24 protein-coding genes are annotated in these 26,657 nt (G+C 66.1%); 15 read left to right on the top strand and 9 right to left on the bottom strand.

Annotated elements, in window-relative coordinates; genetic code table 11:
• Positions 1-209: 209 nt before the first annotated feature.
• Positions 210-869, top strand: a complete 660-nt coding sequence (locus G5B31_RS06310; protein ID WP_165014711.1) for a cupin domain-containing protein — start codon at positions 210-212, stop codon at positions 867-869.
• Between the two features lie 56 nt (positions 870-925).
• Here the strand turns inward: G5B31_RS06310 and G5B31_RS06305 are convergent, their stop codons facing one another.
• The 6 genes from G5B31_RS06305 to G5B31_RS06280 form a co-directional block, all read right to left on the bottom strand.
• Positions 926-1,204 (bottom strand): hypothetical protein, encoded by a 279-nt coding sequence (locus tag G5B31_RS06305; RefSeq protein WP_165014708.1) that lies wholly within the window; start codon positions 1,202-1,204, stop codon positions 926-928.
• Complete coding sequence (locus tag G5B31_RS06300) at positions 1,201-1,881, bottom strand: hypothetical protein (RefSeq protein WP_165014705.1); 681 nt, start codon at positions 1,879-1,881, stop codon at positions 1,201-1,203. The genes G5B31_RS06305 and G5B31_RS06300 overlap by 4 nt, the downstream gene beginning before the upstream one ends.
• A 65-nt stretch (positions 1,882-1,946) precedes the next feature.
• On the bottom strand, positions 1,947-3,383 hold the full coding sequence (locus tag G5B31_RS06295) for an APC family permease (RefSeq protein ID WP_240904305.1): 1,437 nt from the start codon (positions 3,381-3,383) through the stop codon (positions 1,947-1,949).
• Between the two features lie 9 nt (positions 3,384-3,392).
• Complete coding sequence (locus tag G5B31_RS06290; protein WP_165014702.1) at positions 3,393-3,560, bottom strand: hypothetical protein; 168 nt, start codon at positions 3,558-3,560, stop codon at positions 3,393-3,395.
• Positions 3,561-3,569: 9 nt separating this feature from the next.
• A complete protein-coding gene (locus G5B31_RS06285; protein ID WP_165014699.1) occupies positions 3,570-3,947 on the bottom strand; it encodes a hypothetical protein in 378 nt (125 codons plus the stop codon).
• A 2-nt stretch (positions 3,948-3,949) separates the two neighbouring features.
• Entirely contained in the window at positions 3,950-4,207 is a 258-nt protein-coding gene (locus G5B31_RS06280) for a hypothetical protein (RefSeq protein ID WP_205911809.1), read from the bottom strand.
• A gap of 265 nt (positions 4,208-4,472) precedes the next feature.
• On the opposite strand from G5B31_RS06280, the gene G5B31_RS06275 reads away from it, so the two are divergent.
• Genes G5B31_RS06275 through glnT form a run of 4 tightly spaced genes read left to right on the top strand, consistent with a single transcriptional unit; the run spans position 4,473 to position 8,738 of the window.
• Positions 4,473-5,369 (top strand): glutamine amidotransferase family protein, encoded by an 897-nt coding sequence (locus G5B31_RS06275; protein WP_165014693.1) that lies wholly within the window; start codon positions 4,473-4,475, stop codon positions 5,367-5,369.
• Between the two features lie 4 nt (positions 5,370-5,373).
• Entirely contained in the window at positions 5,374-6,063 is a 690-nt protein-coding gene (locus G5B31_RS06270) for a GXGXG domain-containing protein (protein ID WP_165014690.1), read from the top strand.
• Between the two features lie 7 nt (positions 6,064-6,070).
• The gene (locus tag G5B31_RS06265; RefSeq protein WP_165014687.1) at positions 6,071-7,399 is read left to right on the top strand and encodes an FMN-binding glutamate synthase family protein; all 1,329 of its coding nucleotides are present in this window, start codon (positions 6,071-6,073) and stop codon (positions 7,397-7,399) included.
• A gap of 31 nt (positions 7,400-7,430) precedes the next feature.
• Complete coding sequence (gene glnT, locus G5B31_RS06260; RefSeq protein ID WP_165014684.1) at positions 7,431-8,738, top strand: type III glutamate--ammonia ligase; 1,308 nt, start codon at positions 7,431-7,433, stop codon at positions 8,736-8,738.
• A gap of 72 nt (positions 8,739-8,810) precedes the next feature.
• On the opposite strand, the gene G5B31_RS06255 is transcribed toward glnT, so the two are convergent.
• Complete coding sequence (locus G5B31_RS06255) at positions 8,811-9,173, bottom strand: cupin domain-containing protein (RefSeq protein ID WP_165014681.1); 363 nt, start codon at positions 9,171-9,173, stop codon at positions 8,811-8,813.
• A gap of 115 nt (positions 9,174-9,288) precedes the next feature.
• Between G5B31_RS06255 and G5B31_RS06250 the strand changes: the two genes are divergently transcribed.
• From G5B31_RS06250 to G5B31_RS06215, 8 genes are all read left to right on the top strand, one after another.
• Positions 9,289-9,702, top strand: coding sequence for a universal stress protein (locus G5B31_RS06250; RefSeq protein ID WP_165014678.1), 414 nt, complete (start codon positions 9,289-9,291; stop codon positions 9,700-9,702).
• A gap of 177 nt (positions 9,703-9,879) precedes the next feature.
• The gene (locus G5B31_RS06245; RefSeq protein WP_165014676.1) at positions 9,880-11,223 is read left to right on the top strand and encodes an NAD(P)-binding domain-containing protein; all 1,344 of its coding nucleotides are present in this window, start codon (positions 9,880-9,882) and stop codon (positions 11,221-11,223) included.
• Between the two features lie 392 nt (positions 11,224-11,615).
• Positions 11,616-13,379, top strand: coding sequence for an APC family permease (locus tag G5B31_RS06240; protein ID WP_165014673.1), 1,764 nt, complete (start codon positions 11,616-11,618; stop codon positions 13,377-13,379).
• 167 nt (positions 13,380-13,546) lie between these two features.
• Complete coding sequence (locus tag G5B31_RS06235; protein WP_165014670.1) at positions 13,547-14,686, top strand: aminomethyltransferase family protein; 1,140 nt, start codon at positions 13,547-13,549, stop codon at positions 14,684-14,686.
• Between the two features lie 77 nt (positions 14,687-14,763).
• Complete coding sequence (locus G5B31_RS06230) at positions 14,764-15,381, top strand: dimethylamine monooxygenase subunit DmmA family protein (protein ID WP_165014667.1); 618 nt, start codon at positions 14,764-14,766, stop codon at positions 15,379-15,381.
• Positions 15,378-16,340, top strand: coding sequence for a PDR/VanB family oxidoreductase (locus G5B31_RS06225; RefSeq protein ID WP_165014664.1), 963 nt, complete (start codon positions 15,378-15,380; stop codon positions 16,338-16,340). Before G5B31_RS06230 ends, G5B31_RS06225 begins: the two co-directional genes overlap by 4 nt.
• A gap of 10 nt (positions 16,341-16,350) precedes the next feature.
• The gene (locus G5B31_RS06220; protein ID WP_165014661.1) at positions 16,351-17,421 is read left to right on the top strand and encodes a DUF3445 domain-containing protein; all 1,071 of its coding nucleotides are present in this window, start codon (positions 16,351-16,353) and stop codon (positions 17,419-17,421) included.
• A gap of 46 nt (positions 17,422-17,467) precedes the next feature.
• Positions 17,468-18,445, top strand: a complete 978-nt coding sequence (locus G5B31_RS06215) for a GlxA family transcriptional regulator (RefSeq protein ID WP_240904304.1) — start codon at positions 17,468-17,470, stop codon at positions 18,443-18,445.
• Between the two features lie 2 nt (positions 18,446-18,447).
• On the opposite strand, the gene G5B31_RS06210 is transcribed toward G5B31_RS06215, so the two are convergent.
• A complete protein-coding gene (locus G5B31_RS06210) occupies positions 18,448-19,299 on the bottom strand; it encodes a DMT family transporter (protein WP_165014655.1) in 852 nt (283 codons plus the stop codon).
• Positions 19,300-19,422: 123 nt separating this feature from the next.
• On the opposite strand from G5B31_RS06210, the gene G5B31_RS06205 reads away from it, so the two are divergent.
• On the top strand, positions 19,423-21,801 hold the full coding sequence (locus G5B31_RS06205) for a DUF1989 domain-containing protein (RefSeq protein WP_165014652.1): 2,379 nt from the start codon (positions 19,423-19,425) through the stop codon (positions 21,799-21,801).
• 78 nt (positions 21,802-21,879) lie between these two features.
• The gene (locus G5B31_RS06200) at positions 21,880-22,266 is read left to right on the top strand and encodes a group II truncated hemoglobin (protein ID WP_165014649.1); all 387 of its coding nucleotides are present in this window, start codon (positions 21,880-21,882) and stop codon (positions 22,264-22,266) included.
• Positions 22,267-22,357: 91 nt separating this feature from the next.
• On the opposite strand, the gene rpoC is transcribed toward G5B31_RS06200, so the two are convergent.
• Positions 22,358-26,596 carry a DNA-directed RNA polymerase subunit beta' gene (gene rpoC / locus G5B31_RS06195; protein WP_165014646.1) on the bottom strand — a complete coding sequence of 1,413 codons (4,239 nt, stop codon included), beginning with the start codon at positions 26,594-26,596 and terminating at the stop codon, positions 22,358-22,360.
• Positions 26,597-26,657 lie beyond the last annotated feature (61 nt).

The raw sequence follows: 26,657 nt of genomic DNA, 5'->3' as shown, positions 1-26,657 counted from the left end.
CAGCCCGGGCCGAGCGTCCGGCTTCGACCCCGCAAGGCCCGGCGCGGCTGGCGAATCCCCCCGCTATCCCCAGCCGCCCGCGGCCCCGTAGCGGGGGCGGCAGGGTGCCGCGTGAAACTGTCGCGGAAATGGCGGGCTTGTTGCGAAGCATGTTTCCCTGTAGTGAAATTCACCGTAAGATTTGATTGGTTCCCTTGGTGAGGCCCGCTATGGAAGACATCGTCGAAACCCCCGCCCTGCCGCGCAACAAGCCGGCCTTCGATCAGGACCCACATCGCGTCCGCGAAGTGGCCGAGCGCAACCTGGAGGCGGCGATCGGCCGCGAGGTGCGCAACTTCCGCCGCCAGCAGGGAATGACGGTGGCCGATCTGGCCGCGGTGACCGGGCTGTCGATCGGGATGCTGTCGAAGATCGAGAACGGCAACACCTCGCCCTCGCTGACCACGCTGCAGGTGCTGAGCCATGCCTTCTCGGTGCCGGTGACAGCCTTCTTCAAGAGCTACGAGGAAAAGCGCGAGGCGCAGCATGTGCGGGCGGGCGAGCATATCGAGATCGAACGCCGCGGCACCCGGGCGGGGCACCAATACAACCTTTTGGGCCATATCGGCTCGAATTCCTCGGGCGTGGTGGTGGAGCCCTATATCATCACCCTGACCACCGAGAGCGACACCTTCCCGGCCTTCCAGCACGAGGGGCTGGAACTGCTGTATATGCTGGAGGGCGAGGTGGATTATCGCCACGGCGAGCAGGTCTATCCGCTGAAGCCGGGCGACAGCCTGTTCTTCGACGCCGACGCGCCGCACGGGCCGGAGGTGCTGGTGAAGCTGCCGGCACGCTATCTGTCGGTGATCTCCTACCCGCAGGGGTAGGCTCGTCGTTCGCCTTCGGCTTCTCCTCGCGGTAGTTCTGCGACGAGGGACGAAGTCTACCGAGGAGCGTTTTCCTTGTGCTGCCACAGCGCATGGCGGATTCGCGCCGTCTTGTAGGCGTCGAACACCGCCATCGCCCAGACGAACAGCCCGCCGGAGACCTTGCCGACGAAGGAGACCTCGGGCGCGGCGGTCTTCAGGGTGAAGGCGCCCAGGAGCAGCACGAAGAAGACGAAGATCAGCCCGCGGATCGGCTGGCGGTTCAGCACCTGGCCCATGCCGGGCAGCAGGATCGCCACGGCCAGCACCAGGCGGGGGTTCGGGGGCTTTCTCATCCGTTGCCTTTCGTCCAGTCCAGAAGGTCGTCGCGCAGCGCCAGCAGGCTTTCCAGCAACGGCGCGATGCGGGCGGGCGAGACCGGCATCGCGCCCATCTCGGCATCGCGGAAGATCAGGTAGCGGCCGCGGTCGGCCTCTTCCGCCAGGATCACCAGCCGCAGGCCCTTGGGCGAGATCAGCAGTTCCTTCACCTTCGGATCGGCGAAGATCGCAGCATGGCGTGCGACCAGCCCTTCGGGCGGCAGCGCCGCGGCGTTGTCCGTGCGCAGCGCGATGCCCTCGGGCGTGCCGGCGGGGGCGGGCAGCATCTGCGGCAGGGTGGAGAAATGGGTGAACGGCTCCTGTCCCGAGGGGCGGGCCATGATGTCCAGCGTGGCCGCCAGCGGCAGCGGCTCGGGCAGCGAGACCATGACCCAGAGCGCCGGCAGCTTGCGGAAGGTCAGCGTGTCGGTCACCGCCTGCAGGTCGAAGCCGTGCGGGCCGCGCCGCCCGGTCATCCGGGGAAAGCCCGAGGGCTGGATCCGCGTCCTCACCCCGTCGAACAGCGGGTGCAGCGCGTCGAAATAGCCGGCGCGCGACAGGCGGCGGCCGTGCTGCGCGCGGACGAGCCGCCAGGTCAGCCACAGCAGCAGCGCGGCCGCGGGGATGGCGATCAGGGGATAGGTCGGGGGCATCGGGGCCTTTCTGTCACGGAAACGGCCCGCCGGGCGGGCGGGCCGTCAGAGGCTTCGGCGCGGGATCAATAGCCCGCGGGCTTGGGCCAGGGCATGGTGAACTGCGTGCCGCGGTTCACGAAGCGGTAGCGCCAGAAGTGGAACCACAGCGACACCACGATGTAGAAGCCGATCATCGCCACCAGCTGGGTGCCGTAGCCCAAGAACACCGCGAAGAAGACGGTGGCGCAGATGGCCAGCAGCACGATGGCGGGCACCGGGTGGAACGGATGCTCGTAGCCGCGCTTGATGGTGCCCATCGGCCACTTCTTGCGGAACATGATGATGTTCAGCGGCATGAAGGTGTATTCCAGAAGGCCCGACAGGATCGAGAAGGTGATCACCTGGTCCAAGGGCGCGCCGAGCGCGAAGATCAGCGCGATCGGCACCAGGAAGATGATCGAGCGGTAGGGCGTGCGGAAGCGGGGATGGACCGCGCCGAACCAGCCGGGCAGATACTTGTCCCGGCCCATGGCGAACCAGGCCCGCGAGGCGTCGTTGATGCAGCCGTTGGCCGAGGCCAGCGTCGCGAACAGCGTCCCGAAGCCCAGGAACCACAGCAGGCCGGTCGAGCCCGACAGCCTTGCGGTGTCGAACAGCGGCGCGACCGAGCCGTTCACCCCGTCGCCCAGGTATTCCCAGGGCAGCACGCCCGAGCAGAGATACCAGGTCAGCGTTGCGGCGATGGCCAGCGTCATCACCCCGGCCAGCGTGCCGAAGGGCAGGGCGCGGGCGGGGGAGCGGACCTCCTCGGCGGCCTGGGTGGTGCCCTCGATGCCGAGGTAATACCACAGGCCGAAATGCATCGCCGCCAGGACGCCGATCCAGCCGTAGGGCAGTTCGTGCCCCTCGAACAGGGCGGCGTGCTGCATGATGCCGCCGCCGAGGATGCCGGAGGTGGACAGGAACAGCACGATGATGGCGCAGAAGGCGATGGCGGTGATGACCAGGTTGAAGGTCAGCGTCGCCAGCACGCCGCGATAGTTCAGCCAGGCCAGGAACATGATGACCAGGATGATGAACGGGCGCTGGTCCAGCTCGCCGGAATAGCCGGTCATCGAGGCCACGACCGAGATCAGGTAGCCCGCGGTGATCGCATTCGCGGCCTCAAGCATCGTATAGGCGAAGACGAGGTAGAGGCCGACGTTGAAGGCCATCAGCGGGCCGACGATGTGCTTGGCCTGGGTGTATTGCCCGCCCGCCGCGGCGACGGTGGAGGTGACCTCCGAGTCGATCATGGCGACGCAGGTGTAAAGGATGCCGGCGACCCAGCAGGCGATCAGCGCCGCATAGGCCCCGCCCTTGCCGACGGCAAAGTTCCAGCCCATGTATTCGCCCACGAGGACGATGCCGACGCCGAGCGCCCAGATATGCGCCGGGCCGAGGACGCGCAGGAGGCCGACCTTGGTGCCGTGCGGCCCCATGCCGTCGATGTCTTTCGAGGTGATGTCGATATCAGCCATGTTGCGCTCCTACACGTGGTGCTCTTCGGTGATGGCCTCGAGCTCGCCTTCGCGCGACGAGGTGAGGACATCCTCGCTGTAGGTGCTGTCCACCCGCAGCCAGTCGACGAGCATGTAGAGTGCGAGGAGCGCCGAGACGCCCCAGGCCGCGTATTCCAGAAGGTTCCAGGTTTCCATGTGTTCGCCTTACTTGCCGAATTTCTCGGCGATGACTTCACGATACTCGACCTCCGAGAACCGCAGCATCAGCCAGTAGTAAAGGACGATGACCGCGATCATCACGAGCAACGCGCCGAAGGTGAAGCTGTAGTCGAAGCGGGCAAGGATCAGGTCGTGCGCCGTTTCCGGGGTGAAGCCGAGCTTTTCGTATTGCGCGGCCTGCACGGCGTTCTGGCCGAGGCTTTCCCAGGTCGGATTTTCCTCGGGCGAGGCGACGGTCTTGGCCGCGCCGGCCATGTTCAGGATCAGCGGCACGAACAGGGCGCCGACGGTCAGCGCGACCAGCACCAGCACGTCGATCAGCTGGCTGGCCTTGCTCTGCTTGGGGGCTTCGTAATGCGCCATGGTCACCCCCTCCGGCCGCGGGCTTCATCAAGGAACTTGATGTCCAGCCCATACATGAAGTCGCGGTCTTCGCGGTAATGCCGCAGCATGGCGAGGATCGCCGCCGTGTTGAACAGAAGCACGATGGCGCCGGCGATCAGCAGGATGGTCCGGGCCGTGCCGTCGGGCGCCAGGTTCCACGTGGCCAGCGCCACGAAGATTATCGCAAACCACAAACCGATCACGAAGGCCCATGCCACCAGCACATCGCGCCGGTGCATGGACGCAATTCTCTGAGCAAGATCTGCCACAGTCTCCTCCCTGGGGCCATGGCTCCGGTGCGGGCGCGGCCCTTGACGCCTTTTCTCTCACCGGCAAATTTGTTTTCTGGAAGGAAAACCTTCCCGAGACCATCTGTCAACAAAAACCGGGGTTCCTGACAGCAACAGACACATGTTTCCCGGCAGGTAAAAAAAGTTTCTTCCCAGTTGATAGGCCGATTCTTCGGTGCTAGCGTTTCGGCGAAAGCAGCAGGGAGACGAATCCATGTGTGGCATCGTTGGACTTTTTCTGAAGGACCCGAAGCTGGAACCGAAACTGGGCGAGATGCTGACCGACATGCTGGTCACCATGACCGACCGGGGCCCCGATTCCGCCGGCATCGCCATCTACTCCGGGGCCCGCGACGGCCTCGGCAAGATCACCATCCAGTCCTCGCAACCCGAGTCGGACTTCAAGGGCCTGGACGGCGCCTTGAAGGAAGCCATCGGCAAGCCCGTGACCTTGCTTGAGAAAAGCACCCATGCGGTGATCGAGTTGCCGATCGACCAGATCCAGGCCGCGCGCTCGGCGCTGGCCAAGCTGCGTCCCGGCGTCAAGGTGATGAGCGTGGGCGACTCCATCGAGATCTTCAAGGAAGTGGGCCTGCCCAAGGACGTGGTCAAGCGCTTCGACGTGGCGAAGATGAAGGGCACCCATGGCATCGGCCACACCCGGATGGCGACCGAATCGGCGGTGACCACGATGGGCGCGCACCCGTTCTCGACCGGCTCGGACCAGTGCCTGGTGCACAACGGCAGCCTGTCGAATCACAACGGCCTGCGGCGCGAGCTGGTGCGGCTGGGCAAGACCTTCGAGACCCAGAACGACACCGAGGTCGCTGCCGCCTATGTCAGCCGCAAGCTGGAAGAGGGGCAAAGCCTGGGCGAGGCGCTGGAATCGGGTCTGGACGACCTGGACGGTTTCTACACCTTCGTCGTCGGCACCAAGAACGGTTTCGGCGTGGTGCGCGACCCCATCGCCTGCAAGCCCGCCGTCATGGCCGAGACCGACCAGTATGTCGCCTTCGGCAGCGAATACCGTGCGCTGGTGAACCTGCCCGGCATCGAGGATGCCCGTGTCTGGGAACCCGAGCCTGCCACCGTCTACTTCTGGGAGCGTTGAGAGAATGCAGAGCTTTGATCTTGGCAAAGAGGGCCTGCGGGCGCTGAACAGCGCGCTGCACGCCCTGAAGGGCCAGACCAACATGACGAAGTGGGAAGTGGTGAACCCGAAAGGGGCGCATGCCATCGCGGCCGGAGTGGACGCCCCCGTCGACATCACCGTGCGCGGCTCCACCGGCTATTACTGCGCCGGGATGAACAAGCTGGCGACGATCCGCGTCAAGGGCAGCGCCGGTCCCGGCGTGGCCGAGAACATGATGTCCGGCACCGTCATCATCGACGGCAACGCCAGCCAATATGCCGGCGCCACCGGGCGCGGCGGCCTGCTGGTGATCAAGGGCAATGCCTCGTCGCGCTGCGGCGTGTCGATGAAAGGCATCGACATCGTGGTTCATGGCAGCATCGGCCACATGTCGGCCTTCATGGCGCAGTCGGGCAACCTGGTGGTGCTGGGCGATGCCGGCGACGCCCTGGGCGACAGCCTCTACGAGGCGCGGCTCTTCGTGCGCGGCAAGGTCAAGAGCCTGGGCGCCGACTGCATCGAGAAGGAGATGCGGGACGAGCATTACCAGATCCTCGAGGACCTGCTCCGCCGCGGCGAGGCCGACGGCAAGGCCAAGCCGGAAGAGTTCCGCCGCTACGGCTCGGCCCGCAAGCTCTACAACTTCAATATCGACAACGCTGCGGCGTACTGAGGCAAGAATGAGCGATTTTCCCCATACCCCGCCCCGCTACTCGGCCACCTTCACCCCGGCGGTGAACGCCGAGATCCGCCGCGCCGCGGCTTCCGGCATCTACGACATCCGCGGCGGCGGCACCAAGCGCCACCTGCCGCATTTCGATGACCTGCTGTTCCTTGGCGCCTCGATCTCGCGTTATCCGCTGGAAGGCTACCGCGAGAAATGCGCCACCGACGTCTGGCTGGGCACCCGCTTCGCCAAGAATCCGATCCACCTGGACATCCCGGTCACCATCGCCGGCATGAGCTTCGGCGCGCTGTCCGGCCCGGCGAAGGAAGCCCTCGGCCGCGGCGCCTCGGAAGCCGGCACCTCGACCACCACCGGCGACGGCGGCATGACCGAGGAAGAGCGCGGCCATTCCAAGACGCTGGTCTATCAATACCTTCCCAGCCGCTACGGCATGAACCCCGACGACCTGCGCCGCGCTGACGCCATCGAGGTCGTGGTCGGCCAGGGCGCCAAGCCCGGCGGCGGCGGGATGCTGCTGGGCCAGAAGATTTCCGACCGCGTGGCGATGATGCGCAACCTGCCCAAGGGCATCGACCAGCGCTCCGCCTGCCGCCACCCGGACTGGACCGGGCCGGACGACCTGGAGATCAAGATCCACGAGATCCGCGAGATCACCGACTGGGAAAAGCCGATCTACGTCAAGGTCGGCGGCGCGCGGCCCTATTACGACACCGCGCTGGCGGTGAAGGCCGGGGCCGACGTGGTGGTGCTGGACGGGATGCAGGGCGGCACCGCGGCGACGCAGGACGTGTTCATCGAACACGTGGGGATGCCGATCCTGGCCTGCATCCCGCAGGCGGTGAAGGCGCTTCAGGACCTGGGGATGCACCGCAAGGTGCAGCTGATCGTCTCGGGCGGCATCCGCTCGGGCGCGGACGTGGCCAAGGCGATGGCGCTCGGCGCCGATGCGGTGGCCATCGGCACCGCGGCGCTGATCGCGCTCGGCGACAACGATCCCAAGCTGGAAGCCGAATACCAGAAGCTGCAGACCACCGCCGATGCCTATGACGACTGGCACGAGGGCAAGGACCCGGCCGGCATCACCACCCAGGACCCCGAGCTGTTCAAGCGCTTCGACCCGGTCCTCGGCGGGCGGCGGCTGAAGAACTACCTGAAGGTGATGACGCTGGAGGCGCAGACCATCGCGCGGGCCTGCGGCAAGAACCACCTGCACAACCTGGAGCCCGAAGACCTCTGCTCGCTGACCATCGAGGCGGCGGCGATGGCGGGCGTGCCGCTGGCGGGCACCAGCTGGATCCCCGGCCGCAATGGCGGCTACTGAAAAACGATAAGATCGACAGGGAGTTTCTTAGATGACGAATGACCTTGCCAAATGGGCAAAGGATAAGGGCGTCAAATACTTCATGGTGTCCTTCACCGATCTGGCCGGGGCTCAGCGCGCGAAGCTGGTCCCCGCCCAGGTGATCAACGATGTGGTCTCCGGCGGCGCGGGCTTCGCCGGGTTCGCGGCGGGCTTCGTCGTGACCCCGGCCCACCCCGACACGCTGGGGATGCCGGACCCCAGCAGCGTGATCCAGCTGCCGTGGAAGCCCGAGGTGGCCTGGGTCGCCGCCAACTGCACCATGGAAGGGCAAGAGCTTTCCCAGGCGCCGCGCAACGTGCTGCGCCGGGTGATCGCACAGGCGGCCGAGGAAGGGCTTCGCGTCAAGACCGGCGTGGAGCCCGAATTCTTCCTGCTGACGCCGGAAGGCGACAAGGTCGCGGACCCCTGGGACTGCGCGGCCAAGCCCTGCTACGACCAGCAGGCGATCATGCGCCGCTACGACATGATCGCCGAGGTCTCGAACTACATGATCGACCTCGGCTGGGAGCCCTACCAGAGCGACCACGAGGATGCGAACGGCCAGTTCGAGATGAACTGGAAATACGACGACGTGCTGCAGACCGCCGACAAGCTGCAGTTCTTCAAGTTCATGCTGCGCTCGGTGGCCGAGAAGCACGGGCTGCGGGTGACCTTCATGCCCAAGCCCTTCCTCAAGCTGACCGGCTCGGGCCTGCACGCCCATATCTCGGCCTGGTCGATGGACGGCAAGCAGAACGCCTTCTACGACCCCGAAGGCGAGCTTGGCCTGTCGCAGAAGGGCAAGCACTTCCTGGGCGGGATCATGAAGCACGCCTCGGCGCTGGCGGCGATCACCAACCCCACGGTGAACAGCTACAAGCGGATCAACGCGCCGCGCACCTCGTCCGGGTCGACCTGGGCGCCGAACACCGTCACCTGGTCGGGCGACAATCGCACCCATCTGGTGCGCGTGCCGGGCAAGGGCCGGATCGAGCTGCGGCTGCCCGACGGGTCGGCCAACGCCTATCTGATGCAGGCGGTGATCGTGGCGGCGGGCCTGGACGGCGTGCGGACCAAGGCCGATCCCGGCAAGCGGCTGGACATCGACATGTATCAGGACGGCCACAAGATCAAGAACGCGCCGCGGCTGCCGCTGAACCTGCTGGATGCGCTGCGCGCCTATGACAAGGACACCACGCTGAAGTCGATCCTGGGCGAGGAATTCTCCGCCGCCTACATCAAGACCAAGCAGGCCGAGTGGGACAGCTATGTCTCGCACATGTCGTCCTGGGAGATCGAGCACACGCTGGACTGCTGATCCGGAAGTCCCCCTTCCCGGTTCTCTGGCCCCGGTTGCGCCTGGCGCACCGGGGCCTCTTTTATGTCGGGGCTATTCCAGCGAGGTCTCGGCCGAGGGGATGTGGACGGCCAGCAGACAGCCGTGCGGCGTATACGAATTGTGCTCGGTCCCGTCGCGGTAGAACACCAAGTCGCCCGCCCGCAGGATGGTGCCGTCGCTTTCGTGCAGCTCCCCTTCCAGGATCAGGAACTGCTCGTGCCCGTTGTGGCGGTGGCTGCGGCTGCGCATCCCGGCCGGCATCCGGTAGACGTGGAAGCCCTCGCCGAGCGCGCGGCTGTCGTCCAGTTGCAGCACCGCATCGCCAAGCGCCACCCCGTCGGGATAGACGAAGGGCGTGTAGTCGGCTTCGCGGATATTGGCGACGCGGCGGTCGCCTTCGGCGATGGGTTTCATGGCGTCCTCTTGGAATCTTGCCGACGGGTGAACAAATCTTGACTCACGTCAAGGAATTTTCCCTAGTTTGATGATTTGTTTCCTCACAGGTCAACAGCAGCGACAGGAGACGGACATGACGAAGAAGATTCTCTGCCCCACCGACGGGTCGGACCATGCCACGCGCGGGCTTCACGCCGCCACCGAACTGGCCAAGCTGACCGGCGCGCATCTGACGATCTGCGTGGTCAACATCGCCCATGGCGGCGTGCGCGGCCCGACGATCAACCATTGGACCAATGACGAGGCCGCCAAGCTGATGGCGGATGCCGAAGCCGTGGCCCGCGCCGATGGCGTGACCGACGTCGGCACGATCGAGATCGTCTCGCGCGAGGCCGGGTCGGCCATCGTCGCCTTTGCCGAGCAGAACGGCTGCGACCACATCGTCATGGGCACCGGCGACAAGCGCGGCGTGAAGCGGCTGGTCCTCGGCTCGGTCGCCGCTGAGGTGGCGGGCCAGGCCCATTGCTCGGTGACCGTCGCCCGCTAGGGCCTTGCCGGAAATCGACCGGAGAACAGGCGAGCGGCCCTGGGGAACGCAGATTCCCCGGGGCCGTTCTGTTTCCCGTCAGGAAGAAGATTTGACAGACGCGCAACTTGTCTCTTACGGTCTCGCCCAAGGCAACGGACACGGATTGCCAGAGAAAGCACAGCTCGGAGGTTGAGAATGAAGAAAAGGGTTGCGGTCATCGGGGCGGGGCCGTCGGGCCTGGCGCAGCTGCGCGCGTTCCAGTCTGCCAGGGTCAAGGGGGCCGAGATCCCCGAGATCGTCTGCTTCGAGAAACAGTCCAACTGGGGCGGGCTGTGGAACTACACCTGGCGCACCGGGCTGGACGAGCATGGCGAGCCGGTGCATTGCTCGATGTATCGCTACCTCTGGTCGAACGGGCCGAAGGAAGGGCTGGAATTCGCCGACTATTCCTTCGAGGAACATTTCGGCAAGCAGATCGCCAGCTACCCGCCGCGCGCCGTGCTGTTCGACTATATCGAGGGCCGGGTGAAGAAGGCCGGCGTCCGCGACTGGATCCGCTTCTGCACCACCATCCGCATGGTGAAATACAACGAGGACAAGGGCAACTTCACCGTCACCGCGCATGACCTGAAGGCGGACCGGATGTATGAGGAGGAGTTCGACAACGTGATCGTCGCCTCCGGCCACTTCTCGGTGCCGAACGTGCCGGAATACCCGGGCTTCGACCGCTTCAACGGCCGCGTGCTGCACGCCCACGACTTCCGCGACGCGCGCGAGTTCAAGGGCAAGGACCTGCTGCTGCTGGGCGCCTCCTACTCGGCCGAGGACATCGGCTCGCAATGCTGGAAATACGGCGCCAACTCGATCACCACCTGCTACCGGCACGAGCCGATGGGCTTCAAATGGCCGGAGAACTGGCAGGAGGTGAAGCAACTGGTGAAGGTGGACGAGAATACCGCCTATTTCGCCGACGGCTCCTCGAAGCGGGTCGATGCGATCATCCTCTGCACCGGCTACAAGCACCACTTCCCCTTCCTGCCCGACGACCTGCGGCTGAAGACGGCCAACCGGCTGGCGACGGCGGATCTCTACAAGGGCGTGGCCTGGGTGCATAACCCCAAGCTGTTCTACCTGGGGATGCAGGACCAGTGGTTCACCTTCAACATGTTCGACGCCCAGGCTTGGTGGGTGCGCGACGCCATCATGGGCCGGATCGCCATCCCGGAGGACAAGGCGGTGCTGCTGAAGGACGTGAAGGACCGCGTGGCGGGCGAAGATGCCGGCCAGGACGCGCATGACGCCATCCATTACCAGGGCGAATACGTCAAGGAACTGATCGCCGAGACGGATTATCCCAGCTTCGACGTGGACGGCGCCTGCGAGGCCTTCTTCGAGTGGAAGGACCACAAGAAGAAGAACATCATGACCTTCCGCGACAACGCCTACAAGTCGGTCATCACCGGCACCATGGCGCCGGTCCACCACACGCCCTGGAAGGACGCGCTGGAGGACACGATGGAAAGCTACCTGCGCAACTGAGGCCCTTCCCGGGCCGAACGGAAGGGGGCGGTCTTCGTCCCCTTCCTTCTGGACCGCGGCCGGGTCTTCCGCTTGCGTTCAGCCGCCGTGCGGACCTGCCTCTTTCGCGGGCAGCCGCCGGCTTTCCCGGACCTTCGGGAAACAAAGTTTCGTCAAATTAAAATATTTCTCGCCATATGAGCTTTGGCGTGCTTTCTTTTGCGACATCGGGTCGCAGGCGCCGTCTGCGGTCCGGCCCGACGGGAAGCGGGATGACGGAGTGACGGGGCGGCAGGACCACCCGGTAAGAGGTGTGCCGACCGTAGAAACTGCAACTGGCGCGGCAGGCGGCGCGATCCGGCCCCAAGGGGCAGGGGGCGCCGAACCGGCCGCCACACAACAGGAGTGAGGGTATGACGACGGAATCCGGTTCGGGCCAGATGGTCCGGGCGCTAAGCTGGAAGGGGGCCTTCTGGGTCGCGGCGGGTGTGCCGCCGCTGGTCCTGTTCTCGATCGGCGGGATCGCGGGCACCACGGGGAAGCTGGCCTTCCTCGTCTGGATGATCTCGATGGTGATGGGCTTCCTGCAAAGCTTCACCTATGCCGAGATGGCGGGGATGTTCGGCAACAAGTCGGGCGGCACCTCGGTCTACGGCGCCACCGCCTGGCTGCGCTACGGCAAGCTGATTGCGCCGCTGTCGGTCTGGTGCAACTGGTTCGCCTGGTCGCCGGTGCTGTCCCTGGGCTGCGCCATCGCCGCGGGCTACATCCTGAACGCGCTGTTCCCGATCCCGTTGGCCGACAGCCAGCCGGTGCTGGACTGGGTGACGGCGAACCTGGCCAACTACACCGCCGAGACGCAAAGCGTGGCGGACTACATGGCCGCCAATGCCGGCACCACTGCCGAGCAGGCGATCCAGGCCGTGGCCAGCGCCGACGCCGTCTCGGCGCTGACGCCCTGGTTCCGCAGCTTCGAGGCCGCCGCGATCAACATTCCGGGCCTTGGCACGCTGCACTTCAACTCGACCTTCCTGATCGGCGTGGTGCTGATGCTGATCATCCTGTTCATTCAGGAAAAGGGCATCGCCTCGACCGCAAGCGCGCAGAAATGGCTGGCCGTGATCGTGCTGATCCCGCTGCTGCTGGTGGGTCTGGTTCCGATCCTGACCGGCGCGATCAACTGGATGAACGTCACCAACCTGGTGCCTCCGACCGCAGCCTATTCGGGTGTCGATGGCGAGTGGAACATCGGCGGCTGGACGCTGTTCCTCGGCGGGATGTATATCGCCGCCTGGTCGACCTATGGCTTCGAGACGGCGGTCTGCTACACCCGCGAATTGAAGGACCCCAAGCGCGATACCTTCCGGGCGATCTTCTACTCCGGCCTGCTTGCCATCGTCTTCTTCTTCCTGATCCCCTTCTCCTTCCAGGGCGTCTACGGGGTCGAAGGCATGCTGGCCACCGGCATCGTCGACGGCACCGGCATCGGCGAGGCGCTCGGCAACATGATCGGCGGCGGGCCGGTCATCACCCAGATCTTCGTGATCCTGATGATCATGGCGCTGTTCCTGGCGATCATGACGGCCATGGCGGGCTCGTCGCGGACCCTCTACCAGGGCTCGCGCGATGGCTGGTTGCCCAAATATCTGGGCGAGGTGAACAGTCATGGTGCCCCGCGCAACGCGATGTGGACCGACTTCGCCTTCAACGTGGTCCTGCTGGCGCTGGCCTCGGACGCGGGCGGATACTTCTACGTCCTTGCCATCTCGAACGTCGGCTACATCATGTTCAACTTCCTGAACCTGAACGCCGGCTGGATCCACCGGATCGATTCGGCCCATATGGACCGGCCCTGGAAGGCGCCGACCTGGCTGATCGGGCTGAACACCTGCCTCGCCTTCGTCAACGCGCTGTTCCTTGGCGCCGGTGCCAAGGTCTGGGGCTACGAGAACGCGCTGTGGTCGGGGCTGATCTTCGCCTCGTTCATCTTCCCGGTGTTCTGGTATCGGCACTATGTCGTCGACGGCGGCAAGTTCCCGAAGGAAGCCTACGAGGACCTCGGCCTGCCCTATGGCGAGCTGGGGCAAAGGAAGGCCGGCATCCTGCCCTATGTGGCGCTGGTCGCCGGGGTCTGCGTCGTGCTCTGGGCGAACTGGTTCTTCGTCCTGCCGGGCTGACGGCACGAAAATCGAGGCAGGGGGCCGCTTTGGCGGCCCCTTTGCCATGGAGAAGGATTATTTCGCCAACGTTCTCTCCGAAGAAAAAATGTTGCATTTCATTATTGCTTTTGGGCGGGAATCGCCAGAGACTTGACGGAAACCACTACCTTTCAGGGAGCCTGCCGATGACCAACTCCTGGCGTTTCTCCACGCTGGCCGACCGCCACCGCGCGCTTGGGTCCGATCTCGAAGACTGGAGCGGGATGGGCACAGCCTGGTCCTACACCAAGGGCGACCCCGACGCCGAATACATGGCGATCCGCACCAAGGCCGGCCTGATGGACGTGTCGGGCCTGAAGAAGGTGCACATCACCGGCGCGGGGGCCAGCCATGTGATCGAGCGGGCGACCACCCGCAACATGGAAAAGCTGATGCCCGGCCGGTCGGTCTATGCCACCATGCTGAACGACCAGGGCAAGTTCGTCGACGACTGCGTGATCTATCGCCTGGCGCCGAACAGCTTCATGGTCGTCCACGGCTCGGGCGGCGCGCATGAGCAGCTGACCATGGCCGCCACCGGCCGCGACGTGTCGATCCGCTTCGACGACAACACCCACGACCTGTCGCTGCAGGGCCCGCTGGCGGTGGACTACCTGGAGAAGCACGTCCCCGGCATCCGCCAGTTGCCCTATTTCGCCCATATGCAGACCAGCCTCTTCGGCAAGCCCGCGATGATCTCGCGCACCGGCTACACCGGCGAGCGGGGGTATGAGCTGTTCGTGCGCGGACAGGACGCCGGCATGATCTGGGACCGCATCCTGGACGAGGGCAAGTCGATGGGGATCATTCCCTGCCGCTTCACCACGCTGGACATGCTGCGGACCGAAAGCTACCTGCTGTTCTTCCCCTACGACAACTCCGAGATGTATCCGTTCGAGAACGAGGGCCCGGGCGACACGCTTTGGGAACTCGGCCTCGACTTCACGGTTTCCCCGGGCAAGACCGGCTTCCGCGGCGCGGAAGAGCATTACCGGCTGAAGGGCAAGGAGCGGTTCAAGATCTGGGGCCTGAAGCTGGAGGGCAAGAACGTCCCCGGCAACGGTGCGCCGGTCTACAAGGGCGAGAAGCAGGTCGGCGTGGTGACGCAGGCGATGCATTCGCCGCTGAACGACTGGACCATCGCCATCGCCCGCCTGCCGGTCGATTGCGCCAACGACGGCACCAGGCTGGAGGTGCGCTGCGGCACCCATGGTCCGATCGCCGCCACCACCCACTCGATGCCGTTCTACGATGTCGAGAAGAAGCGGCGCACCGCCAAGGACTGATCTCTCGTCCTGATCGCGGGGGGCTGTCGGCGCGGACAGGGCCCCCCGCGACAGGGGTTGCAGCCACGGAAGAAGCGATGACCCTGACACCTGTCGAACCCACCATCCGAAGCCGCCCGGTCTATGCGCCGCTGGAACCGCGGCCCGGCCACCTGCACCTGATCGTCGCCGATGGCGAAGGCGCCGAGGCCGTCACCGACATGCTGGCGAAATCCGCCGATGCCGGGAACCTGCTGGCCGCAGCGCATGTGATGTATTGCCCGGGGCCGAACGGCACCGACATGGCCGACCGTCTGGCCGCCCTCGGCCCGACGCAGTTCTACCGCGGCCCCACCATCCCGGCACTGCTGACCCGGCTGGAGCGGGTGCTGCTGGATGCCCGCATGGGCACCCAGTTCTATCTTGCCGGGACCGAGGGGCTTTGCGGCCAGGCGGAGCGCGCGATCATGCAGACCGGCTTCCCGGCCACGGCGATCCAGAAGGAGCACCGCGGCTCCACCGTCCGCCGGGTGCAATGCGTGCATTGCAAGGGCATCACCGAGAATGTCTCGACCGATCCCTTCACGTGCAGCCATTGCGGGCTGAACCTTTTCGTGCGCGACCATTACTCGCGCCGCCTCGCCGCCTTCCAGGGCGTCAACATAGACGCCGAAGACCCGGGCCAGGTGCCCGAAGCCGTGGTGAGGTTCAAATGAGCGGCGTCGCCAAACTGAATGTCCGGGTGGCCGAGGTCGTGCCGGTCAACGAGCTGATCACCCGCTTCCGCTTCGTCTCGCGCGACGGCGCGGCGCTGCCGGCCTTTTCCGGCGGGGCGCATACCGTGGTCGAGATGGACGACAACGGCACCCGCCGGCTGAACCCCTATTCGCTGATGTCCGACCCCGAGGATACCTCGGGCTACGAGATCAGCGTCCGGCGCGACGACCAGGGCCGCGGCGGCTCGCTCTTCATGCACCGGCATGTTCGCCCCGGAATGGAGATGGTGCTGTCGCACCCCGTGAACCTGTTCGGGCTGGACAACCGGGCGAAGAAGCACCTGATGATCGCCGGCGGCATCGGCATCACCCCCTTCCTGGCCCAGGTGGCGCAGCTGAGCCATTTCGGCGGCCGGTGGGAGATGCACTACGCCGCGCGCAACCGCGCGCTCGGCGCCTATATGGACCGGCTGACCTCGGCCCATCCCGACAAGGTGCATTGCTACTTCGATGAGGAAGAGCAGCGGATCGACCTCGGCACCATCCTGTCGATGCAGCCGATCGGCACCCATCTCTATGTCTGCGGCCCGAAGGGGATGATCGCCTGGGTTCTGTCCACCGCCGAAAGGATGGGCTGGCCGAAGCAGGCGCTGCATTCCGAGGAATTCATCGCCCCCGGCACCGGCCTGCCCTTCACCGTCGAACTGGCGGCCTCGGGCAAGACCCTTACCGTCGGGCCGACGCAATCGCTGCTGGAGGCGATGGAGGCCGCGGGGGTGGACGCCCCCTACCTCTGCCGCGGCGGCGCCTGCGGGCAATGCGAGACGGCGGTGGTGCGCTGCGACGGCACCATCCTGCACCGCGACCACTGGCTGACCCCCGAAGAACAGGCCGAGGGCAGAAAGATCATGCCCTGCGTCAGCCGCTTCGAGGGCAAGACCCTCGTCATCGACCGATAGGAGGACGGACATGAGCCTTGACTTCAAACCCGGCGCCTTCAACGACTTCTTCCGCGAAGAGACCTTCCGCGACGACTTCACCTACCGCAACTCGCCGCAGAACATCCGGCGGTTCCCGTTCCCCTTCGACCGCGACGACTACATGTATTCGGTCAACATGGAACCGCATGTGCCGGGCCGGAAGGGTTCGGTCTTCGAGCATATCTTCGACGTGGACGAGCACTACGTCGCCGAGATGATCGACCGCGCCAAGGTGCTGGCCGACGATCCGCTGCGCTGCCAGTCGCTGCCGCACATGACGCTGGCCGGCTGGGACCTGCTGGAACTGATCATGGAGACCAAGGCGCAGGAATACCCGCAGTGGTTCTCGCTGGAGAAGAACGGCAACCGCTGGCGCTGGATCAACCGGCCGCTGGGGATCGACCATACCTTCACCTTCCTGGACGAATCGACGCTGCCCTACGGGCCGTTCGAATACATCACCCGCCAGACCCAGGGCGATTTCACCCTGCAGGACGAACGCGAGGGCACGCTGTGGATGGACGCGGGCATCGCCACCTCGCAGGCCGACTGGTCGGTCGATTTCGACGTGGGGATGAACTTCCACGAATGGCACGCGCCGGTGCCGCTGGCGCATGACATGGGTGTCTTCGACCGGGCGCTGAAATTCCTGCTGAAGCTGCAGCACGGCGCGCCGGTGCGGCGGTTCAACTGGACGATGACGGTCAACCCGCTCCTTGATACCGCGCCCGAGACCTATCCGAAATGGGGGCCGACCAAGACCACGCTGACGCAGGAGAACCTCGGCAAGAAGCAGCACCTGCGGGTGGAGTTGCAGACGCTCTACCGCCTGCCGCGGTCGAACGCGATCGCCTTCGACATCCGCTGCTACCTCGCCAGTTTCGAGGAACTGGTGACGGTGCCGAAATGGGCCCGCCGCCTGCACCGGGTGATCCGCGACATCCACCCGGACCTGGCGACCTACAAGGGCTTCATCCGCAACCAGCCCGCGATGGTGGAATGGCTGTCGAAATACGATGACGGCGCGCCCACCTCGCCCGGCTGGTGGCCCGAAGACTGACGCCGCCATGGGACAGGCGGCCCCCCCCCTCCGGCTGGGTTTCCTGATGTTCCCGGGGTTTCCGATGGCCTGCCTGACCTCGGCCATCGAACCCCTGCGCGCCGCCAATGAAATCTGCGGCCGCCGCGAATTCGTCTGGCGGCTGGTGGCCGAGACCGCGGCGCCGGTGCGGTCCTCGGCCGAGATCGGCTTCGACCCGGACGAGACGCTGCAGGAAACCGACGGGCTGGACCACCTCTACCTGCTGGCGCCGCCCACGGCGGAATATGCCGATCCGCGCCGCAGCCCGGCGCGGCTGCGCTGGCTGGACCGCACCGGCATCACCCTCGGCGCCTTCTCCGGCGGCATCTTCCCGCTGGCCCGGGCCGGGCTGATGGAGGGGCGGGGCTGTTCGGTCCACTGGTGCTACGAGGCGGCGTTCAAGGCCGAGTTCCCCAATGTCGCCGCTTCGGAATCCGCCATCCTGCGCGACCGCCGCCGCAACACGGTCTCCGGCGCGGGCGCGGTCTTCGACCTGATGCTGCGGCTGGTCGAGGAACGGCTGGGCCGCGAGACCATGACCGAGGTGGCCTGCTGGTTCCAGCATCCCTTCGTCCGCGACGCCGACGCCAGCCAGAAGGTGCCGGTGGCCCGCGCCGGCAGCACCGCCGACAGCCTGCCGCCGCAGATCCGCGAGGCGATCCGCCTGTTCGAGACCCATGTCGAGGACCCGCTGCGCATCCCAGACGTGGCCTCGGCCGTCGGCCTGTCCGGCAGGCATTTCGAGCGGCTGTTCAAGCGCGAGACCGGCCAGAGCCCGCTGCGCTACTACCACCACCTGCGGCTGATGAAGGCCCGGCAGCGGGTGCTCTATTCCAACGATTCGCTGCGCGAGATCGCCGCCTCGGTCGGCTACATGACCTCCAGCCCGATGATCCGGCATTACACCGAACTGTTTGGCGTCTCGCCCAAGGACGAACGCCGCCTGACCCTCTCGCTGCGCCAGTCCCGCATGACCGCGCCGAGGGTGGAGGCGGCGGAGTAGGGCTAGCCCTGCAACGACAGCACCGCGATTCCCCCGAAGACTGCGGCGATGCCCAGCCATTGCGGCGGGGCGACCCTCTCGCCCAGGAAGCGCCAGGCCAGCAGGATGGTCAGCACCCCGAACAGCGCCGAGGCGACGGCGGCATATTCCGGGTGCGGCAGCCAGGCCGAGGCCGTCACCAGGCCGAGCGCCAGCGCGTCGAGGCCCCCCATCGCCAGAAGGAAGGGCAGGGTGCCCGGCGCGGGGCGGGTGGAGCGCCAGGCCACGGCAAGCGCCAGCGTGCAGGCCGCCGCGGTGATCCGCGTCACCAGCATCGAGGGGAAGGTGGCGCCGGTCCGGGCCGCTTCCTGCCCCAGGGCGAAGGTCAATGCGAAGCCCGCCGCTCCGGCCATTGCCCAGAGGAGCGCCGTCCAGAGACTGCCGCGGAGCGCGCCGCCGTCCGCGCGCCCGGTCAGCGCGACCCAGGCGATGCCGGCGACGATGGCGGCCACCGCCAGCCATTCCGCCGTCGCCACCGCCCGGCCCTGCGCGGCGGCGATGCCCAGCGACAGCATCGGGAAGGATCCCAGCACCGGCGCGACGATCCGCACCGGGGCGCGGTGCAGCGCCTGATACAGCCCGCCCGAGCCGACGACATAGACCACCCCCGCCGCCACCGACAGCGCCAGCGCCTCGCCGGTCATCCGCTCCCATCCGCCGAGGATCAGGGTGGGAACCGCCAGCCCCAGCCCACCCGCCACCAGCACCGTCAGCAGCATCGGCAGCATGGCCGAGCCCTGCGTCAGCTTGCGGACCAGCAGGTCGTGCAGCGCCCAGGCCAGCGCAGCGCAAAGCCCGAATCCCAAGGACAGCATTTTTCCCCTCCGCGTGCCATCGGGCTTGTTTCACCCCGGCAAGGTGTTATTCTCTCAAATTAACAAGTTTTACCTGCACGAAATTCCCGCACAAGCACCGTTGCGGGGAACCGGGGGAACGAGATGCTCGACCAGGCCTATCCCACCGTCATTCCCGGGCCGCCGCGCCCGAGCCGCATCCTGACGCCGCAGAACCTGTCGCGCCATCACGGGCAGGAGCGGCATGTCATCCCCGGCGGCGGCGCGGCAATCCTGCAACTGATGCCGGGCGACCGGCTGACCCTGATCAACGATGAGGGCGGCCAGCCCGCCGAGATCGTTGCCGCCGCCGCCGACGGGCGGATCGACGCGGCGATCCTCGGCCAGGCGCCGAATTCCACCGCCGAGGGGCTGAAGGCGATGCTGGCGCTCGGCGATGCCGCGGGCGAGGGGCTTGCCCGCCTGCGCCGCGGACTGGCGGCGCGGCAGATCGACCTGGCCAAGGCCGGCGCGCTGCGGGTCTTCGCGCCCGACACCCAACCCGGCGCGCGGGCGGAGTTCACCGCGCTGGACGGCGGCTGGCTGGTGATCGCCGCCCCGGGCCTGCCGATGGCGCCCGAGGCGCAGGACACCGCCACGCCGCTGACCCTGCTGATCCAGCGCGCCAAGCCTCGGACGGTGGGCCATTACGACCTGCCCGATCCGCTGGCCGACCCGATCCTCGACCTGCGGGTGAAGTCGGCCACGGCGGAAAGCTATTTCGTCAAGGCCGGCGACTATATCCAGATCCTCGACGTCGATGGCCGGCAATGCACCGATTTCCAGTGCTTCGACGCCCGCAAGCTGGAGAAGGGCCTGCAGCACGCGCTGGACGTGACCACCTCGCGCACGCTGATGGGCCATGCCTATTCGATGCCCGGCCTGCATTCCAAGTATTTCGACCAGGACTGGCTGCCGCTGGTCGAGGTGGTGCAGGACACCGTGGGCCGGCACGACGCCTTCGCCATGGCCTGTTCGTCGAAATACTACGACGACATCGGCTATCCCGGCCACGTCAACTGCTCGGACAACTTCAACACCGCGCTGGCGCCCTATGGCGTCAGCCCGCGGCCGGGTTGGATGGCCGTCAACCTGTTCTTCAACACCAATATCGACGCCCATGGCGTTCTGGTCTCGGACGAACCGTGGAGCCGCCCGGGCGACTATGTGCTGTTCCGGGCGCTGACCGACATCGTTTGCGTCAACTCGGCCTGCCCGGACGACACCTCGCCGGCCAACGGCTGGTATCTGTCGGACATCCATGTCCGCACCTATTCCGGCGCGCAGAAGTTCAGCCGCGCCATCGCCCATCGACCCACCCCTGCCTCGGAGCCCCGGATGACCAAGGAAACCGCCTTCCATTCCCGCATCTCGGAGCGGACGCGGTATCTTGAGGAATACCGGGGCTACTGGCTGCCGCATGTCTATTCGCAGAACGGCGCCATCGAGGAATACTGGGCCTGCCGTCAGGCCGCGGTGGTGATGGACCTGTCTCCGCTGCGCAAATTCGAGGTGACGGGGCCGGATGCCGAGGCGCTGATGCAATGGTGCGTCACCCGCGACATGAAGAAGCTGTCGCAGGGGCAGGTGGTCTATACCGCGATGTGCTACGATCACGGCGGGATGCTGGACGACGGCACCGTGTTCCGTCTGGGCAAGGACCAGTTCCGGTGGATCGGCGGCGACGACTACTCGGGCATCTGGTTGCGCGAGCAGGCCGAGAAACTGGGGCTGAACGTCATGGTCCGCTCCTCGACCGACCAGCTGCACAATCTTGCGGTGCAGGGGCCGAACAGCCGCGAGATCATGAAGCGGGTGATCTGGACCGCGCCGCACCAGCCGACGATCGAGGAGCTGGGATGGTTCCGCTTCACCGTCGGCCGGATCGGCGGGCCCGCCGGGGCGCCGGTGATGGTGTCGCGGACCGGCTATACCGGCGAGTTGGGCTTCGAGATCTTCTGCCATCCGAAGGACGGCTCGACCGTCTATGATGCGGTCTGGGAGAACGGGCAGGACCTGGGGCTGAAGCCGATGGGCCTTGCCGCGCTGGACATGGTGCGGATCGAGGCCGGGCTGATCTTCGCCGGCTACGATTTCAGCGACCAGACCGACCCGTTCGAGGCCGGGATCGGCTTCACCGTGCCCTTGAAGTCGAAGACCGACGATTTCATCGGCCGCGATGCGCTGATCCGGCGGAAGGAGCATCCCAGCCGCAAGTTCGTGGGGCTGGAGATCGATTCCAACGTCGATGTCGGCCATGGCGACTGCCTGCATGTCGGCCGGGCGCAGGTGGGGGAGGTGACTTCCTCGATGCGCTCGCCGCTTCTGGGCAAGAACATCGCGCTGGCGCGGGTGGACGTGGCCCATGCCGAGGTCGGCACCGCGCTGGAGGTGGGCAAGCTGGATGGCCAGCAGAAGCGCCTGCCGGCGGTGATCGTGCCGCTGTCCGCCTACGATCCGAAGAAGACCCGCCCGCAGGGCTGAGACAGAAGGGGCGCCCCCGGCAGGAAGGGGGCGCCGCTGTCCCCCGTCCGGGGGCGGGACCGCAATGGGAGGCCCGCAATGCAGACGATGATCGACCGGATCGGGGGAGAGCCCCGGGTCCGCGCCATGGTCGAGAGGTTCTACGACCTGATCGAGACGGTGCCGCAGGGCCGCACGATCATGGAGATGCACCTGAAGGGCCACGGTCTTGCCCATGTCCGGCCCGAGCAGTTCGAATTCCTCTGCGGCTTCTTCGGCGGGCGGCGCTACTACCACGAGAAGCACGGCCACATGAACCTGCGCGAGATCCACGACCATGTGGAAATCCGCGCCCGGGATGCCGAGGACTGGCTGGAGCTGATGGAACAGGCGATGGCCGAGACCGGCGTGCCGCAGCCCGAGGCGAAGCAGATCATGGCCACCTTCCGCCGCGCCGCGCTGACGCTGGTGAACATGGCGGACTGACGGCCCGCCGCCGGGCCGGAACGAAGAACCCCCGCCGGCCTTGCGGCCGGCGGGGGTTTTGCTTTCGTCATCAGACCCGAAGGCCGCAAGATCAGTCGCGGCTCTCGATGGTGTCGACCAGGCTGGAATCGACCTCGGTCTCCATCGTCTCCATCGGGGCGGCCAGCGCGGCGGCCTCGTCGGCCTCGCTCCGGCGCGCCTCGATCACGGTGGCGTCCCGTTCGCCGGCGATCTTCTTCACCCGCTGGGTCGCCCCGCCGGTGCCGGCCGGGATCAGCCGGCCGACGATGACGTTCTCCTTCAGCCCGACCAGCTTGTCGCGCTTGCCCTGGACCGAAGCCTCGGTCAGAACCCGCGTGGTCTCCTGGAAGGAGGCCGCCGAGATGAAGCTGCGGGTCTGCAGCGACGCCTTGGTGATCCCCAGCAGCACCGGCTCGGCCTTGGCCTCGCGCAGGCCGCGGGCGCGGGCCTTGGCGTTCTCCTCCTCCAGCTCCTGCTTCTCGACCTGTTCGCCTTTCAGCAGGGTGGTGTCGCCGGAGTCGAGGATTTCCAGCTTCTGCAGCATCTGGCGGACGATGACCTCGATGTGCTTGTCGTTGATCTTCACGCCTTGCAGGCGATAGACGTCCTGCACCTCGTCGATCATGTAGTTGGCAAGCGCCTCGATCCCCATGATCCGCAGGATGTCGTGCGGAGCCGGGTTGCCGTCCATGATGTAGTCGCCCTTCTGCACGAAGTCGCCTTCCTGCACCGGAATATGCTTGCCCTTAGGGATCATGTATTCCATCGGCTGCAAGGTCTCGTCGACAGGCTCCACGGTGATGCGGCGCTTGTTCTTGTAGTCCTTGCCGAAGCGGACATAGCCATCGGCTTCCGCGATGATGGCGTGGTCCTTCGGACGACGGGCCTCGAACAGTTCCGCCACGCGGGGAAGACCCCCGGTGATGTCCTTGGTCTTGGCGCCTTCGCGCGGGATACGCGCCACCACGTCGCCCGGACGCAGTTCCTGCCCGTCCTCGACGGAAAGGATGGCGTCGACCGACATCGGATAGCTGATCGGGTTGCCGGCGTCGTTGCGCACCGGATCGCCGGTGGCCGGATCCATCAGGATGATCTCCGGCTTCAGCTCGTTGCCCTTGGGCGCGGACCGCCAGTCGGAGACGATCTTCTGCGTCATCCCCGTCGCGTCGTCCGTGTCCTCGCGCACCGAGAGGCCCGAGATCAGGTCCTTGAACCGCGCCACGCCCGCCTTTTCGGCGATGATCGGCAGGGTGAAGGGATCCCATTCGAACAGCTTCACGCCGCGCTTCACCGACTGGCCGTCCTTGACGTGCAGCTTGGCGCCGTAGGACAGCTTGTGCGCCGCACGTTCCTGGCCGGCGTCGTCGACGATGGCGATGGACATGTTGCGTCCGATCACGATCTGGTCGCCCGCCGCGTTGGTCAGGACGTTGGGGTTGCGCAGCTCCACCTTGCCCTCTTGCGAGGCTTCGAGGAAGGACTGCTGTCCGCCCTGCGCCACGCCGCCGATGTGGAAGGTCCGCATCGTCAGCTGGGTGCCCGGCTCGCCGATCGACTGCGCGGCGATGATGCCGACCGCCTCGCCGATGTTCACCTGGGTGCCGCGGGCAAGGTCGCGCCCGTAGCACTGGGCGCAGACGCCTTCCTCGGCCTCGCAGGTCAGCGGGCTGCGGATGCGGACCGAGACGATGCCGGACGAGTTCAGCATGTCTGCCTTGCGCTCGTCGATCATCTCGCCCTTGGCCACGACCACCTCGTCGCTGCCCGGCAGCACGATGTCCTCGGCCGCGACGCGGCCCAAGACCCGTTCGCCGAGCGGCGAGATCACCTCGCCGTCGTTCACCGCGGCGACCGCGGTGATGGCGTTCTCGGTGCCGCAGTCATGCACGCGGATGATGCAGTCCTGCGCCACGTCCACCAGGCGGCGGGTCAGGTAGCCCGAGTTCGCGGTCTTCAAAGCCGTGTCCGACAGGCCCTTGCGGGCGCCGTGGGTGGAGTTGAAGTATTCCAGAACCGTCAGGCCCTCCTTGAAGTTCGAGATGATCGGCGTCTCGATGATCTCGCCCGAGGGCTTGGACATCAGGCCGCGCATCCCGCCCAGCTGCTTCATCTGGGTGACCGAACCCCGGGCGCCGGAGTGGGCCATCATGTAGACCGAGTTCGGCTCCTTCTCGGCGCCGTTCTCGTCGGTTTTCGAGGCGGAGATGGTGGACATCATCGCCTCGGTCACCTTGTCGTTGCACTTCGACCAGGCGTCCACGACCTTGTTGTATTTCTCGCCCTGGGTGATCAGGCCGTCCAGGTATTGCTGCTCGAAGCCGGCAACCTGGTCCTTCACCTCGTTGACGATGGTCCACTTGGAGTCCGGGATCACCATGTCGTCCTTGCCGAAGGAAATCCCGGCACGGAACGCCTCGCGGAAGCCGAGGCCCATGATCTGGTCGCAGAAGATCACCGATTCCTTCTGGCCGCAGTAGCGGTAGACGGTGTCGATGACGGTCTGCACATCCTTCTTGCGCAGCAGCCGGTTGACCAGCTCGAAGGGCGCCTTGGCGTTCATCGGCAAGAGGTTCCCCAGCCGCAGCCGGCCCGGGGTGGTCTCGTAGCGCTTCCAGACGATGTTGCCGGTCTCGTCCACCTGTTTCAGGCGGGCCTTGATGCGGGCGTGCAGATGCACCGCGCCGGCGGCCAGCGCGTGTTCCACCTCGTCGATGTCGGCGAAGGCCATGCCTTCACCGACCATGCCCTTGCGCTCCATCGTGGCGTAGTAGAGGCCGAGCACCATGTCCTGCGAGGGCACGATGATTGGCGCGCCGTTGGCGGGCGACAGCACGTTGTTGGTGGACATCATCAGGACGCGCGCTTCCAGCTGGGCCTCAAGGCTCAGCGGGACGTGCACGGCCATCTGGTCGCCGTCGAAGTCGGCGTTGAAGGCCGAGCAGACCAGCGGGTGAAGCTGGATCGCCTTGCCTTCGATCAGGATCGGCTCGAAGGCCTGGATGCCCAGACGGTGCAGCGTCGGCGCGCGGTTCAGCAGCACCGGATGCTCGCGGATCACCTCGTCCAGGATGTCCCAGACCTCGGGGCGTTCCTTCTCGACCAGCTTCTTGGCCTGCTTCACGGTGGAGGACAGGCCCTTCGCCTCAAGCCGCGAGTAGATGAACGGCTTGAACAGCTCCAGCGCCATCTTCTTCGGCAGGCCGCACTGGTGCAGCTTCAGTTCCGGCCCGGTCACGATGACCGACCGGCCCGAGAAGTCCACCCGCTTGCCCAGCAGGTTCTGGCGGAACCGGCCCTGCTTGCCCTTCAGCATGTCCGACAGCGATTTCAGCGGGCGCTTGTTGGTGCCCGTGATCACGCGGCCGCGGCGGCCGTTGTCGAACAGGGCATCGACGGCTTCCTGCAGCATCCGCTTTTCGTTGCGGACGATGATGTCGGGCGCGCGCAACTCGATCAGCCGCTTGAGGCGGTTGTTGCGGTTGATGACCCGGCGATAGAGGTCGTTCAGGTCGGAGGTGGCGAAGCGGCCGCCGTCCAGCGGCACCAGCGGGCGCAGTTCCGGCGGGATCACCGGCAGCACGGTCAGCACCATCCATTCCGGGCGGTTGCCGGATTCCAGGAAGGATTCGACGATCTTCAGCCGCTTGATGATCTTCTTCGGCTTCAGTTCGCCGGTGGCCTCCTTCAGCTCCTCGCGCAGCTGCTCGGCGGTCGCCTCCAGGTCGATGGCGGCCAGCATCTCGCGGATCGCCTCGGCGCCGATGTTGGCGGTGAAGGCGTCGGCGCCATACTGGTCCTGCGCGTCGAGGTATTCCTCCTCGGTCATCAACTGGCCGTAGGTCAGGTCGGTCAGGCCCGGCTCGATAACGACGTAGTTCTCGAAGTAGAGGATGCGTTCCAGATCACGCAGCGTCATGTCCAGCATCAGGCCGATGCGGGACGGCAGCGATTTCAGGAACCAGATATGCGCGACCGGGGCGGCCAGTTCGATATGGCCCATCCGCTCGCGGCGCACCTTCTGCAGGGTGACTTCCACGCCGCATTTCTCGCAGACGACGCCGCGATACTTCATGCGCTTGTATTTGCCGCAGAGGCATTCGTAGTCCTTGATCGGCCCGAAGATGCGGGCGCAGAACAGGCCGTCGCGCTCGGGCTTGAAGGTGCGGTAGTTGATGGTTTCCGGCTTCTTGATCTCGCCATAGGACCACGACAGGATCCGCTCGGGCGAAGCCAGAGAGATCTTGATCTCGTCGAAGGTCTTCACCGGGGCGACCGGGTTGAACGGGTTGTTCGTCAGTTCCTGGTTCATTTCCAATTCCTTGAAAGGGCGCGGGGCTCAGAGGGAGGGGCTTCCCGATTTTCGACGAAAA

The sequence above is a fragment of the Rhodobacter sp. SGA-6-6 genome (genome assembly GCF_011043545.1).
In the GTDB taxonomy this organism is placed as follows: Bacteria; Pseudomonadota; Alphaproteobacteria; order Rhodobacterales; family Rhodobacteraceae; genus Pseudogemmobacter.
This window is presented reverse-complemented; position numbering and strand designations above follow the sequence as displayed.